Annotated in this window: 12 protein-coding genes; 2 read left to right on the top strand and 10 right to left on the bottom strand. The window is 72.9% G+C overall.

Translation table 11 applies throughout. The features are described from left to right. Window positions 1-3: 3 nt before the first annotated feature. A complete protein-coding gene (locus O1G22_RS34480) occupies window positions 4-744 on the top strand; it encodes a GntR family transcriptional regulator (RefSeq protein WP_270084874.1) in 741 nt (246 codons plus the stop codon). A gap of 108 nt (window positions 745-852) precedes the next feature. Here the strand turns inward: O1G22_RS34480 and O1G22_RS34475 are convergent, their stop codons facing one another. From O1G22_RS34475 to fmt, 9 genes are all read right to left on the bottom strand, one after another. Then, on the bottom strand, window positions 853-1,305 hold the full coding sequence (locus tag O1G22_RS34475) for an Lrp/AsnC family transcriptional regulator (protein WP_023552128.1): 453 nt from the start codon (window positions 1,303-1,305) through the stop codon (window positions 853-855). A gap of 31 nt (window positions 1,306-1,336) precedes the next feature. After that, on the bottom strand, window positions 1,337-2,824 hold the full coding sequence (locus O1G22_RS34470; protein WP_270084873.1) for an amino acid permease: 1,488 nt from the start codon (window positions 2,822-2,824) through the stop codon (window positions 1,337-1,339). A 353-nt stretch (window positions 2,825-3,177) separates the two neighbouring features. Then, window positions 3,178-4,620 (bottom strand): GuaB1 family IMP dehydrogenase-related protein, encoded by a 1,443-nt coding sequence (locus tag O1G22_RS34465; protein WP_270084872.1) that lies wholly within the window; start codon window positions 4,618-4,620, stop codon window positions 3,178-3,180. A gap of 132 nt (window positions 4,621-4,752) precedes the next feature. Continuing rightward, window positions 4,753-5,082: a barstar family protein gene (locus O1G22_RS34460; RefSeq protein WP_270084871.1), complete on the bottom strand. Its 330-nt coding sequence runs from the start codon at window positions 5,080-5,082 to the stop codon at window positions 4,753-4,755. Further along, a complete protein-coding gene (locus tag O1G22_RS34455) occupies window positions 5,079-5,546 on the bottom strand; it encodes a guanyl-specific ribonuclease (protein ID WP_270084870.1) in 468 nt (155 codons plus the stop codon). Before O1G22_RS34455 ends, O1G22_RS34460 begins: the two co-directional genes overlap by 4 nt. 314 nt (window positions 5,547-5,860) lie before the next feature. Next, a complete protein-coding gene (locus tag O1G22_RS34450) occupies window positions 5,861-6,904 on the bottom strand; it encodes a sugar-binding transcriptional regulator (protein ID WP_067046372.1) in 1,044 nt (347 codons plus the stop codon). Between the two features lie 90 nt (window positions 6,905-6,994). Next, window positions 6,995-7,681 (bottom strand): ribulose-phosphate 3-epimerase, encoded by a 687-nt coding sequence (rpe, locus tag O1G22_RS34445; protein WP_225101259.1) that lies wholly within the window; start codon window positions 7,679-7,681, stop codon window positions 6,995-6,997. A gap of 197 nt (window positions 7,682-7,878) precedes the next feature. Continuing rightward, complete coding sequence (locus O1G22_RS34440) at window positions 7,879-9,306, bottom strand: RsmB/NOP family class I SAM-dependent RNA methyltransferase (protein WP_270084869.1); 1,428 nt, start codon at window positions 9,304-9,306, stop codon at window positions 7,879-7,881. 123 nt (window positions 9,307-9,429) lie between these two features. After that, on the bottom strand, window positions 9,430-10,362 hold the full coding sequence (fmt, locus tag O1G22_RS34435; protein WP_270084868.1) for a methionyl-tRNA formyltransferase: 933 nt from the start codon (window positions 10,360-10,362) through the stop codon (window positions 9,430-9,432). Between the two features lie 225 nt (window positions 10,363-10,587). Between fmt and O1G22_RS34430 the strand changes: the two genes are divergently transcribed. Then, window positions 10,588-11,139, top strand: coding sequence for a hypothetical protein (locus O1G22_RS34430; protein ID WP_225101262.1), 552 nt, complete (start codon window positions 10,588-10,590; stop codon window positions 11,137-11,139). A gap of 158 nt (window positions 11,140-11,297) precedes the next feature. Here O1G22_RS34430 and O1G22_RS34425 read toward each other — a convergent pair whose 3' ends face one another. After that, the gene (locus O1G22_RS34425) at window positions 11,298-13,463 is read right to left on the bottom strand and encodes a primosomal protein N' (protein ID WP_270084867.1); all 2,166 of its coding nucleotides are present in this window, start codon (window positions 13,461-13,463) and stop codon (window positions 11,298-11,300) included. Between the last annotated feature and the right edge of the window lie 23 nt (window positions 13,464-13,486).

Genomic DNA, 13,486 nt, shown 5'->3' with positions numbered 1-13,486 from the left:
AGCATGACCGCGCGCCACGAGGAGATCGCCGACGAGCTGCGGCGGGCCATCGACCGCGAGGAGTACACCGTCGGCAGCCGGCTGCCCTCGGAGTCGGAGCTGGCCGCGCACTACGGTGTCTCACGCGGCACGGTCCGCCAGGCCGTCGCGGCCCTGACCGCCGAGGGTCTGATCGGCTCCCGCCAGGGCGCCCGCCGGGTGGTCCTGGCCAGCCGCCGCAGCCAGAGCTTCGAGGAACTGCGCAGCTTCGCCCAGTGGGCCCGCGCGATGGGCCGCGAGGCCACGGGCCACGTGGTGGCACAGGAGCACCGCCCGGCGACCCAAGAGGACGCCGTACGCCTCCAACTCGCCTTCGGCACACCGGTGTTGCACGTCCTGCGGCTCCGCGGCCTGGACGGCGAACCGGTCCTGCTGGAGCGCACGGTCTACGCCGACTGGATCGCCCCCGCGGTCGAGTCCATCGAGCCGGACTGCCCGTCCGTCACCCAGCGCCTGTACGACGACACGGGCCTGGTCTTCGCGTACGGCGAGCACATCATCGACGCGGTGGCGGCGGGCGCGCAGGACGCCGAGTTGCTGGGCGTGCGCCGCACGAGTCCGCTGCTGCGGGTGCGCCGGGTGACGACGACGCGTGAGGGGCGCCCGGTGGAGTGGTCGGACGACCGGTACCGCTCGGACGCGGTGAGCTTCAGCGTGCACAACTCGATCGGCAACAATGCGCTCGCGCGGAAGACGGCGGAATAGAACTCGGGGCGCCTTCGCCGTTGCCGGTTGCGGGTTGTTCGTGGCTGGTCGCGCAGTTCCCCGCGCCCCTTCAGGACGCTCGACTGCAGCCCCCCGAGGGAATCCGCCCTACCCCGGCGCCCCGGAGGAAAAGCGCCGCAGCAACGGCGACAGCACCAGCACCGACTTGGTCCGCTCCACGAACGGTTCCCCGGCGATCCGTTCGAGGACCCGCTCGAAGTGCCGCATGTCGGACGCGAAGACCTGGGCGATCGCGTCCGCGTCCCCGGTGACGGTGGACGCGGCCACGACCTCCTGGTACCGCTCCAGCCCCCGCTGAATGGTCTCCGGCGAGGTGTTGCGCCGGCAGTAGATCTCGATGTATCCCTCGGTCTCCCAGCCGAGCGCCGCCGGATCCACCCGGACGGTGAATCCGGTGATCGCTCCGGTGGCGCGCAGCCGGTCCACGCGCCGCTTCACCGCGGGCGCGGACAGTCCGACCAGTTGCCCGATGTCCGCGTAGGAGCGGCGGGCGTCCTCGGCGAGGGCGTGCACGATGCGTTCGTCGAGATCGTTCAGCACAGGGGGTGGTTCACTTCTTCGGTTCGGTCGCTTACTGCTGAGCCGTCACCGCGAGGGCCTCACCGGTCGCGAGACGGGAACGGCGATAGCCGTATACGAAGTAGAACACGAGCCCGACGGCCATCCAGACACCGAACACGATCCAGGTGACCATGGACAGGCTGCCCATCATCCACACGCAGAAGAGGAAGCCCAGCGCGGGCAGCACCGGCGACAGGGGCACGCGGAAGGTGCGGTGCATCGCCGGGCGGGTCCGGCGCAGCACCACGACGGCGACGTTGACCAACGCGAAGGCGAACAGCGTGCCGATGCTGGTGGCGTCGGCCAGCTGGCCCAGCGGGATCGCGGCGGCGAGGACACCGCAGAACACGGACACGATGATCGTGTTGGCCCGCGGGGCACCGGTCTTCGGGTGGACCTTGGCGAACACCTTGGGCACCAGGCCGTCCCGGGACATCGCGAACAGGATGCGGGTCTGACCGTAGAGCACCGTCAGTACGACGCTGGCAATGGCGATGACCGCGCAGAACGCGAGCAGCGTGCCCCAGAAGCTCTGTCCGGTGACGTCCGTCATGATCTGGGCGAGCGCGGCCTCGGAGTCCTGGAACTTCTTCCACGGCCAGGCACCCACGGCGACGGCCGCGACGAGGACGTACAGCGCAGTCACGATGACCAGGGACAGCATGATCGCGCGCGGCAGGTCGCGCTGGGCGTCCTTCGCCTCCTCACCGGCGGTGGAGGCAGCGTCGAAGCCGATGTAGGAGAAGAACAGCGTCGCGCCGGCCGCGCTGACACCCCCCATGCCGAGCGGCATGAAGTTCGCGTAGTTGCCCGACTTGAAGCCCATGAAGCCGATGGCGCAGAAGAGGATCAGCGCGGCGATCTTCACGCTCACCATGATGGTGTTGGCCCGCGCGGACTCCTTGGCGCCGCCGAGCAGGAACACCATGCCGAGGAGGACGACGATCAGGGCGGGCAGATTGAAGATGCCGCCCTGGCCGGGCGGGGCCGACAGGGCGTCCGGGATGGTGACACCCAGGGTGCCGTCCAGCAGCTCGTTGAGGTACTGGCCCCAGCCGACGGCCACGGCGGCCACCGAGACGCCGTACTCCAGCAGCAGACACCAGCCGCAGACCCAGGCGATCAGCTCGCCCATCGTTGCGTATGCGTACGAGTACGAGGAGCCGGAGACCGGGATGGTGCCCGCCAGCTCGGCGTAGGACAGGGCCGAGAACAGCGCGGTGAGACCGGCGATCACGAAGGCGAGGGTGACGGCCGGACCCGCCTTGGGGACGGCCTCGCCGAGGACGACGAAGATGCCGGTGCCGAGCGTGGCACCGATGCTGATCATGGTCAGCTGCCACAGCCCGAGGGAGCGCCGCAGCGAGCCTCCCTCGCCCTGACCGCCCTCCGCGACCAGGCGTTCCACGGGCTTGCGCCGCATCAGGCGTGCGGCGAGACCCGGGGACGCGGGGGTGGTCGCTGTGCGGTCGTGCGGGGGTGCGCCTTGGTCGAGCACGCGCTGGCTCCTTATCGCTGCCGGTCTTGCGGGCGGGGAACGAGAGCAGCCCTGCGCGGGCAGGAACCCACCGAGCGGGGTCCCCGCCACGCCACGTACAGACGAGCACCCTATGAGGCGGACCTTCACGGACGTAATGCAGCAACCTTGCGTATCCCCGCACAATCATTGCGTTCATCGGACCGGATCGCCAAATCGTTGCGCACGGGCTGTGAACTGTTGCACAGCGACCTCATATGCACCGTTGTGCCCACAAGTGAGTACGCGGCCTCCGGATACGCCGACGGCCCCCGCCCCTCCCTGGCGTGGGAGGGACGGGGGCCGTCGCGGAACGCGGAAAAACGTCTCGCCGGTCAGGTCCAGCTGGCGTGCAGCGGCTTGCCCTCGGCGTAGCCGGCGGCGCTCTGGATGCCGACGATGGCCTTCTCGGCGAACTCCTCCAGGGAGCCGGCGCCGGCGTAGGTGCAGGAGGAGCGGACGCCCGCGATGATCGAGTCGATCAGGTCCTCGACGCCCGGACGGGCCGGGTCGAGGAACATGCGGGAGGTGGAGATGCCCTCCTCGAACAGCGCCTTGCGGGCGCGGTCGTACGCCGACTCCTCCGACGTGCGGTTGCGCACCGCGCGCGCGGAGGCCATGCCGAACGACTCCTTGTAGGCGCGGCCGCTCGCGTCGTGCTGGAGGTCGCCCGGGGACTCGTAGGTGCCGGCGAACCAGGAGCCGACCATCACGTTGGACGCACCGGCCGCGAGGGCCATGGCCACGTCGCGCGGGTGCCGGACACCGCCGTCGGCCCACACGTGCTTCCCGTACTTCCTCGCCTCGGCGGCGCACTCCAGGACCGCGGAGAACTGCGGCCGGCCCACGCCGGTCATCATGCGCGTGGTGCACATGGCGCCGGGGCCCACACCGACCTTGACGATGTCCGCGCCGGCGTCGATCAGGTCCTTGACGCCCTCGGCGGAGACGATGTTGCCCGCCGCGATCGGCACGTGCGGGTCGAGCGCGCGCACCACCTTGATCGCGGTGATCATGGACTCCTGGTGGCCGTGCGCGGTGTCGATGACGAGCGTGTCCACGCCCGCGTCAAGCAGCTGCTTGGCCTTGCCCGCGACGTCGCCGTTGATGCCGACGGCAGCAGCGATGCGCAGCTTGCCGTTCGCGTCCACGGCCGGGGTGTAGAGCGTGGCGCGCAGGGCGCCCTTGCGGGTCAGGATGCCGGCCAGCCTGCCGTCCTTGTCGACGGCGGGGGCGTAGCGCCGGTTGTGCTGGTCCAGGGTGTTGAAGGCCTCGCGGGGGTCGATGTCCGCGTCGAGGAGCAGCAGGTCCTTGGACATGACCACTTCGAGCTGGGTGAAGCGGTCGACGCCGGAGAGGTCGGCGTCGGTGACGACACCGATCGGCCGCTGGTCCTCGTCGACGACCACACCGGCGTTGTGGGCGCGCTTGGGCAGCAGGGCCAGCGCGTCGGCGACGGTCTGGTGCGGGGCCAGCACGATCGGCGTGTCGAGCACCAGGTGGCGGCTCTTCACCCAGGAGACGACGTCGGTGACGACGTCGATCGGGATGTCCTGCGGGATGACCACCAGGCCACCGCGGCGGGCCACGGTCTCGGCCATGCGGCGGCCGGCGATGGCGGTCATGTTGGCGACGACGAGCGGGATGGTGGTGCCCGTGCCGTCCGGCGAGCTGAGGTCCACGCCCTGACGCGAGCCGACCGCGGAGCGGCTCGGCACCATGAACACGTCGTCGTACGTCAGGTCGTACGCGGGCTGGATGTCATTGAGGAAACGCACGTGCTGCACATCCCAGTCGATCAGAGGTGACCCCCCGACAGGTGTGCCGGGGGGAAAGAGCACGTACTTCATTGTCCCATGTCGGGGGCTCTGTCATGCCCCGACAGAACATCCAGGGTCCCCGCCGATCAGCTAGGAGGATCGTCCAAGGGCGAGGGCCACGGTGAGCGAGGGTGTCCGGTCCACCGCTTCGGTGAACACGTCCTGCGCGATCCGCCACTCCTTCGGCTGTGCCTCGGCGTACGGCTGCCAGCCGCGTACGACGATCAGCAGTCCCTGCTCGACGGAGCCCTCGGGCCAGACGGTGTGATCGGAGAGGGAGTCCGCCAGCGCGTCCCAGTTGCGGCCGAACCAGTCGGGCAGTGCCAGGGCGCGAGCGACCCGGTCCATCAGGCCGGCCTTGTCGGTCACGCCGTGGAGGTCCAGCGTGACCGTATGGTGGCCCGCCAGGTCTTCGCTCATCTCAGCACCGCCCGGAACGAGTTGTAGTGATCATCCGTGTAGTAGATCTCCCCGGCCTTGCCGGTGATGATGCGCCGGGCGCCACGATCGCGCGAGCCGGGCGTCTTGACGGTGTACTCGTGGTAGTAGCCGCGCTGGTGCCTCGGCAGATGCCCCTCGTGGTTCCCGAAGACGACGCCGTCGCGGGCATAGGGAAAGGGGCCGCCCTGGTCGATGAGGGCGAGGGTCTGCCGGGCCTCGGCAGGCAGCGCGGACGCCTGGACAGTGCCCATGCCCTTGGCCCAGGCCGGGGTGGAAGCAGTGGCACGCGAGGCGAGACCGGCACTCTTGCCGGTGCCGGTGCCGGTGCCGGTGCTCGTGTGCGACGAGCATCCCGTCAGCAGGACGGCAAGGACGACCAGCAACCCGGCGAACAGCCGGGCCACCGACCGCCGGGCAGGTGGGGGGACGAACCGCAGCGACATGCCGCCGATGCTGCCACGACCGCCCGCCATCACGAACCCACGACCCGCGACCGGCAGCCACCGCGGCCCACCGAGTTCACCTGGGCGCACCGCGAGCCGGACGAGGCCCGCCAGGACCGGCCAGGGCCCGCCCGGACCAGCTGGGGCCACGCGAAGCCGGGCCGGAGCCGGGGGCGGAGCCGGGCACGGCCCGCCGGAAACCCGCGGGCCCCGCTGACACCCGTCGGCGCCGGTCAGGACGCGTCGCGAACGGCCGGAGCCGGCCGTGAGCCGACCGGAACCGGTCGGGCGCGGCCGGAGCCGCACGCTGCCGGTCAGAGGCCGTCCGGGTCCGCCCGGCTCAGGGCCGGCTTCGGGGTCGGGCCCGCCGTCATCAGGTAGTCCGCGGCCGAGGTGTCCGTGACCAGGCTGGTGACCAGCCCGGACCGCAGCACCGCGTCGATCGCGGCCGCCTTGCGCTGCCCGCCCGCGATCGCCACGACCTCCGGGATACGGCGCAGCTGATCGGCCTTGACCGTGATGCACCGCTCCCCCAGGTCCCGCCCGATCCGGCGCCCCTCGGCGTCGAAGAGGTGCGCCGACATCTCCGCGGCGACACCGAGCGAGGCGTAGTGCGCCCGCTCCTCGTCGCTGAGCATGTCGTGCACGGTCGAGATGCCCGGCTCCCAGGAGCCGATGGAGACACAGGCGACCGTGACCTTGTCGAAGTACTCGAAGGCCCGGGCGATCCCCGTCTGGTTGCGCAGCGCCGCCGCGGTGGCCGCGTCCGGCAGCAGCATCGGCGCGTAGATGGGGTGCGCGTCCCCGCCCGACACCTGGGCCGCGCGGCGCACGGCCTCCACCGATCCGCGCTCGGCGGTCCCGGCGTCGTACACGCCCGTCAGCTGCACCACCGTGCACGGCGGCAGCCGGTCGAGCGCCGCCGCCATGTGGATGGTGGACCGGCCCCAGGCCAGTCCCAGCACGTCTCCCTCGTTGACGAGCTCGCCGAGCAGGTCGGCGGCGACCTCGCCGAGGTTCTCGGGGTCGGGGGTCTCCTCGGCCTCGGCCGGGGACTCGACCACGACGGCGTGCCTCAGGCCGTAGCGGGCGCGGAGCGCGTCGGAGCGCTCGGCGTCCAGCTCGGCCGGCACGCGGATCTCGATGCGCACGAGATCCCGTTCGAGGGCCGTCTCCAGGACCCGGGCCACCTTGAAGCGGCTGACACCGAACTCCTCGGCGATCTGGATCTTGGACTTCCCCTCAAGGTAGAAGCGGCGGGCCATGGCCGCCGCCTGAACCAGCTCAGCGGGTCCCATCCGCATGGCTGACCGGCCCGCCGACATACCCGACACGGCGATCTCCTCACTGCTGTTCACACTCTGGATTCGCCGTTCATCCTTGCAGATTCGGGGCGACTGATCTGCCCTGATGGGCGCCGTTCACTTAACCGTTCACGTATCCGTGGCTCAGTGGTCGCATGCCCAGGACGCCTTGGCCGTAACGGCCTCCGCCTGGGCGCGCAGGGCACGCACCGCCTCCGCCGGGTCCTCGGCCCCGTAGACCGCCGAGCCGGCCACGAAGACGTCCGCTCCCGCGTCCGCGCACCGCTCGATCGTCGACGCCGAGACACCGCCGTCCACCTGGAGCCACAGCTGCAGGCCGTGCTTGCCGATCAGCTCCCGGGTGCGGCGGATCTTGGGCAGCATGATGTCGAGGAAGGCCTGGCCGCCGAAGCCGGGCTCGACCGTCATGATCAGCAGCATGTCGAGTTCCGGCAGCAGGTCCTCGAACGGCTCGATCGGCGTCGCCGGCTTGAGCGCCATCGAGGCACGGGCGCCCTTCGCGCGGATCTCCCGGGCGAGCCGCACGGGTGCGGCCGCGGCCTCCACATGGAAGGTGACGGAGGAGGCGCCCGCCTCGACGTACTGAGGAGCCCAGCGGTCGGGATCCTCGATCATCAGATGACAGTCCAGCGGGGTGTCCGTCGCACGGGCCAGGGACTCCACGACCGGCACGCCGAGCGTGAGGTTGGGGACGAAGTGGTTGTCCATGACGTCGACGTGGAGCCAGTCGGCGCCCTGGACCGCCTTGGCCTCCTCCGCGAGACGCGCGAAGTCGGCGGACAGGATGCTGGGGTTGATCTGCACGGCCATGACCCAAGCCTGCCATGCCGCTGCGCTCGGCTGTAACGGCGGTCGGTCGCGGTTGTGGTTCGTCTGCGGGCCGGTGGGGGCTGATCGCTCCCCCAAGTTCTCGGCTTCGCTCGAACCCGGGGGACCCCCATCGCGGCGGAGCCGCGTATCGATACAGCCCCGCGCCCCTTTCAGGGGGCGCCGGCCCCCCGCGGCGTTCAGCCGGTTCTGCGGATCAGGGCCAGGTACATCGCGTCCGTGCCGTGCACATGCGGCCACAGCTGTACGTCCGGCCCGTCGCCGAGCGCCGGCACCCCGGGCAGCAGCGGGCGCGCGTCGACCAGCTCGGTGTCCGGGTGGTGCTTGAGGATGTCGGCGACGACCGCCCGGGTCTCGGCGAGGTGCGGCGAGCAGGTGGCGTACCCGACGATTCCGCCGACGCGCACCGAGTCGAGCGCGGTGCGCAGCAGGGCGCGCTGGAGCGGCGCGAAGTTCTCCAGGTCCTCCGGGCGCCGCCGCCAGCGGGCCTCGGGCCGCCTGCGCAGTGCGCCGAGCCCGGTGCAGGGCACGTCCATCAGCACGCGGTCGAAGGTGCCGGGCCGCCACGGCGGCCGGGTGCCGTCGGCGGCGATCACCTGGTACGGCCCCGGGTTGCCGGCCAGCGCCTTGGCGACCAGTCCGGCCCGGTGCGGCTGCTTCTCGGAGGCGAGCAGTGTGGCTCCGCGCTCGGCGGCGAGGGCGGCCAGCAGCGCGGCCTTGCCGCCGGGCCCGGCGCATCCGTCGAGCCACAACGCGTCGGACCCCTCGACGGGCGCATTGGCGAGCGCGAGGGCGACCAGCTGGCTGCCCTCGTCCTGCACCCCGGCCCGCCCCTCGCGCACGGCCTCGACCGCGCCGGGCTCGCCGCCCTCCGCGAGCCGTACGGCGTACGGCGACCAGCGCCCGGGCACGGCGGCCTCCTCGCGCAGCAGCTCCTCGACGGTGGCCCGCCCCGGCCGCGCGACCAGTGTCACCTCGGGCCGCTCGTTGTCGGCCTCCAGCAGATCCTCGATCCCGGCGCGCCCGCCGCCGAGGGAGTCCCAGAGCGCGGAGACGACCCAGCGGGGATGGGAGTGCACGACGGCGAGGTGGTCCTCAGGGTCCTCGTCGTAGGGCGGCGCGACCTTCGCCAGCCACCCGTCGAGGTCGTCCTGGGCCACCTTCCGCAGCACGGCGTTGACGAACTTGGCCCGCCCGTCGCCCAGCACCACCCGGGCCAGCTCGACGGAGGCCGACACGGCCGCGTGGGTCGGGATCCGGGTCCCGAGGAGCTGGTGCACACCGAGGCTGAGCACGTCCAGCACCGGCGGGTCGACCTCGCGCAACGGCCGGTCGACACAGGCGGCGATCACCGCGTCGTACGTGCCCTGCCGGCGCAGCGTGCCGTACACCAGCTCGGTGGCGAGGGCGGCGTCCCGCGCGTCGAATTTTTCCGGTCCCTCCTTCTCGCGGGCCTTGCGCAGCAGCGGGGGCAGCACGAGGTTGGCGTACGCGTCCCGCTCGTCGACCGCGCGCAGCGCCTCGAAGGCCAGGATGCGCACGGGGTCCTTCTGAGGACGGCGGTAGGGCTTGGCGGGCTTACGGGGCCGCCGGGACTGCTCAGTCACGAAAAAGGTGCTCCGGAAAGGGAAAGAGAGGCGAGTCCCAGCGTACGTCGCATACGCCGGGGTCCGCCGTCAGGTGGGCCGGGAGGTACCTAGGGAGTCTCCGGGAACGGCGGGGGGCGGCCGTCAGCTGCCGAGGGTCTCGCGCTCGGCGATGCGCACCCCGCGGGCCCAGTCGGCCGCCCGCATCGGCTTCTTGCCCTGGGCCTGCACCCAGAGCAGCTCGACGGCGTACGAACCGGTGCCCACGTGCACGCTGTTCTTGCCGACCGCCATCTGTCCCGGCGCGAGGTCGGTCCGCTCGGGCACGGGCGTGACCTGGATCAGCTTGAGCCGCTCGCCGCGGAAGGAGGTCCAGGCGCCGGGCGCCGGGGTGCAGCCGCGTACGACCCGGTCGACGCGCAGTGCGGGCGCGGCCCAGTTCACCTGGGCGTCCTCGACGGTGATCTTCGGCGCGACGGTGATGCCCTCGGCCGGCTGCGGGACGGCCTTCAGGGTGCCGTCCTCGATGCCGTCCATGGTCGCGGAGAGCAGCCCGGCGCCGGCGAAGGCGAGCCGCGTGAGCAGATCGCCGCTGGTGTCGGTCGCCCGGACCTCCTCGGTGACGGTGCCGTAGACCGGCCCGGAGTCGAGCCCCTCCTCGATGAGGAAGGTGGAGGCGCCGGTGATCTGGTCGCCCGCCATGATGGCGTGCTGCACCGGGGCGGCCCCGCGCCAGGCGGGCAGCAGCGAGAAGTGCAGGTTGACCCAGCCGTGCGTCGGGATGTCGAGGGCGACCCTGGGCAGCAGCGCGCCGTAGGCCACGACAGGGCAGCAGTCCGGGCCGATCTCCTTCAGCCGCTCCAGGAACTCCGGGTCGCGCGGCTTGAGGGGCTTCAGCACCTCGATCCCGGCCTCCTCCGCCCGCTCGGCCACGGGCGACGCGACCAGCCTGCGCCCACGCCCGGCCGGCGCGTCGGGCCGCGTGACGACGGCGGCCACCTCATGCCGCCCGGAGGCGATCAGGGCGTCCAGAGCGGGAACAGCGACCTCGGGGGTACCGGCGAAGACAAGCTTCATGGGCGGGATCGGGCCTCTCGGGCGGGGGTTGAACGGGCAGCGCACCAGTCTATGGCCACACCCGGGAACGGGTGGTGCGTGGACGGACGGACGGCGTACGCATATGCCCGTACGCCCCCACCCCGTGACCAGCGGAGCGCACACGCGTTGGTCAAGAAAGAGTTGACCACATCGGGCCGCTTTCGCGGCCCAATTCCTTTCAACGCCGGTTCGAGAGGCTTGTTCATGGCCGACCACGCAACCCACGACGCCCAGGCCCGGGCCAGCCTGCACTTGCTGGTGCGGGACATCGAGCGGGTCCGCCGCCAGGTGGACGCGCTGCGCACGCTCACCGCCCAGCTGGGCAATGTCTACCGCCCGCGCCGCTCCGGCCCGTCCACGGGCTTCGTCGTCTACGGACGCGCCCCCGCCCCGACGGTCCGCCTCGCGCAGGAACTCCGCGACAGTGTCGAAACCCTGGTCACGGCCGCCGTGGACTTCGACCGCTCACTCGGCTTCTCGTGGGACGCGGTGGGCTCGGCGCTCGGAGTCACCAAGCAGGCGGTGCACCGCCGTTACGGCGCCCGCCGTGCCGCGGCCCAGGCGGCCGCCGCCGAGGCCGAGCGGACGCCGGAGTCGTCCGGTACACGCACGCTCAATGTGAACACCACGCTGCCCACGGTCCCGACGGTCCCCGCGGCGCGCTCGATGCCCACGCAGCCGACCGCCGGCAGCCCGGCCCTGCGCGACCGCGACGAGCCCCGTCCGACGGCCTTCCCCAGCCCGCGCAACGGCTGAGCAACGGCCGCCACCTCCGCCCTGCCCTTCCGGCCACCCGGGAGGGCAGACACGCGCTTGGACGCCGGCCTGCCGGACAGCCGTCGACGGCGAGCAAACCCGTGGGTCGCCCGGCTTCACTGCCGACCGGAAACGGGCGGTGCGCCGGTGGGAGAAGCTCACCCGATGTCCGGCGGATCGATCCGCACCCGGACCGCCTCCCCGCTCCCGCTCCCTCGTGCCATGCGAGCGGCCTGAGCGGCCTTCAGCGCGGAAGCCAGGGCCGCCCCGGTGCCCGGCGGCACCCGCACCAGCGCCCGCTCCCAGTGCTCACCGGGCGGCGGAGCACCGGGCCTGCGGGGCCGGCCGGGCGGCGTGGACGGCACCGGTACGGGCCCCAACACCTCGGCGTCCGGCGGCAGTTCGGCCGAAGCCAGAAACTCCGAGACGGCCGCGGGCGGTCCGGTGACGGCCGCCATCCGGGACACCGGCGGGAAGCCCAGCTCGGCCCGCTCGGCCAGTTCCCGCACCGCGTGCCCGACGGGGTCCCAGCGCACCAGCGCCTGCACCGGGCGCAGGGTCGGCTCGGCCACCACGACCACCGTGCCGCCCTCGCTCGGCGGCCGGACCAGCGCCGCCGCCGCGATCCACCGGCGCAGGGCGTCCTCACCGGCCCGCAGGTCGGGCCGTACGAGCATGGCCCAGCCGTCCAGCAGCAGGGCCGCCGCATAGCCGCCCTCGGCGACGGGTTCGGCGCCCGGGGTGCTCACCACCAGCGCGGGCGTGCCCGGCACGGTGTCCAGCACGTGTTCGCGCCCCGAGGTCCGCACCGGCACGGCGGGAAAGGCGCGCCCCAGCTCCTCGGCCGTACGCCGGGCGCCGACCACCTGGGCGCGCAGCCGGAAACCGCCGCACTCCGGGCAGTGCCAGGCGCTCTCCTCGCGCCCGCACCAGCCGCACCGCAGCACCTCCGCGTCCTGCCCCTGGAGCGGGCCGGAGCAGTGCCGGCACCGCGCGGGCGCCCGGCACCGGTCGCAGGCCATCCGGGGCACGTAGCCACGGCGGGGGACCTGCACCAGCACCGGGCCGTGCCGCAGCCCCTCGCGGGCCGCCTGCCAGGCGAGGGTCGGAAGCCGGGCGGCGCGGGCGGCCTCGTCGCGCGCGAGGTCGTCGTCGCCGACGGTCCTGACCAGGGGCGCGGCCCGGCGCACCTGCTCGCGGCCGGCGACCAGCGGGCGGGCCCAGCCGCTCTCCACGAGCTGGGCGGCCTCCACGGTGCAGCTGAATCCGCCGAGCAGGAAGGCGCACTTGTCCAGCGCGGCGCGCAGCAGCAGCACATCGCGCGCGTGCGGCTGCGGGGCGTGCTGTTCGCCGAGGCTGTCGTCGCCGTCGTCCCAGACCGCGACGAGACCGAGATCCCGCACGGGCGCGAACATGGCGGCCCGGGTCCCGACGACGGCCCGTACGGATCCGCGCCGCACCGCGAGCCACTGCGCGTACCGCTTCTCGGGCCCGGCGTCAGCGGTGAGCAGCGCGTGCCGACCGGGGCCGAGCAGCGCGGTGAGCGCGGCGTCGACCCGTGCGGCGGCCCGCCCGTCCGGTACGACGACGAGGGCGCCGCGTCCGGAGGCGAGCGTGGCGGCGACGGCCCGGGCCAGCTCCTCGCTCCACGGCGGGCCCGGCAGCGCGTTCCAGACGGCCCTGGGCGCTCCGCCGGAGGCCAGGGCGTCCAGGAAGGCGCCCCCGTGCTCGTACCGCGTCCAGGAACCGGTGTCGGGGGCTGCGGGGGGCGGCAGCGGGGCGGGCGACGGGCGCTTCTCGGCGGCGGCGCTGCGCGGCGGCACGGCCAGCTGGAGCACATCGGCGAGGCTCCCTGCGTACCGGTCGGCGACGGCCCGGGTGAGCCCCAGCAGCTCCTCGCTCAGCACGGGCTCCGGGGACACGACCTGGGCGAGCGCCGCGAGCGGGCCGGAGTAGTCGGTCTCGGCCCGGCGCTCGATCAGGAACCCGTCGATGAGCCCGCCGCCCTCGCGGCGCCCCTCACGCACCCGGTGCCGGCCGGCCCCGAACCGCACCCGCACCCGCACGCCGGGCTGCGCCTGTGCGTCCAGCTCCTCGGGCACCGCGTAGTCGAAGTACCGGTCGAGGTGCAGCACGCCCTTGTCGACCAGCACGCGGGCCACGGGGAGCTCCTCGGCGAGCGCGGCCCCCCGCCAGGTGCGCGGCTTGGCGCGGGGCGTCTTCGCCTTGCGCACGCTCTCCCGGATGAGCGCGAGCTGCTCCGGCGGCGCGCCCTCGGCCCCGCCCTCCCCGCCCTCTCGGGGCGGCTCGTTCTCGCTGCTCACGCTTGCATTCTTACCAAACCGCA

It is taken from the genome of Streptomyces camelliae (genome assembly GCF_027625935.1).
GTDB classification, from domain to species: Bacteria; Actinomycetota; Actinomycetes; order Streptomycetales; family Streptomycetaceae; genus Streptomyces; species Streptomyces camelliae.
The sequence above is the reverse complement of the archived record's forward strand: the minus strand, read 5'-3'. Positions and strand labels throughout refer to the sequence as shown.

Excerpts from the sequence above, each read along its gene's own strand:
- O1G22_RS34430 (WP_225101262.1), top strand. The coding sequence starts at position 10,588 with ATGGCCGACCACGCAACCCACGACGCCCAGGCCCGGGCCAGCCTGCAC.
- O1G22_RS34480 (WP_270084874.1), top strand. The coding sequence starts at position 4 with ATGACCGCGCGCCACGAGGAGATCGCCGACGAGCTGCGGCGGGCCATC.
- fmt (WP_270084868.1), bottom strand. The coding sequence starts at position 10,362 with ATGAAGCTTGTCTTCGCCGGTACCCCCGAGGTCGCTGTTCCCGCTCTG.
- O1G22_RS34460 (WP_270084871.1), bottom strand. The coding sequence starts at position 5,082 with ATGAGCGAAGACCTGGCGGGCCACCATACGGTCACGCTGGACCTCCAC.
- rpe (WP_225101259.1), bottom strand. The coding sequence starts at position 7,681 with ATGGCCGTGCAGATCAACCCCAGCATCCTGTCCGCCGACTTCGCGCGT.
- O1G22_RS34455 (WP_270084870.1), bottom strand. The coding sequence starts at position 5,546 with ATGTCGCTGCGGTTCGTCCCCCCACCTGCCCGGCGGTCGGTGGCCCGG.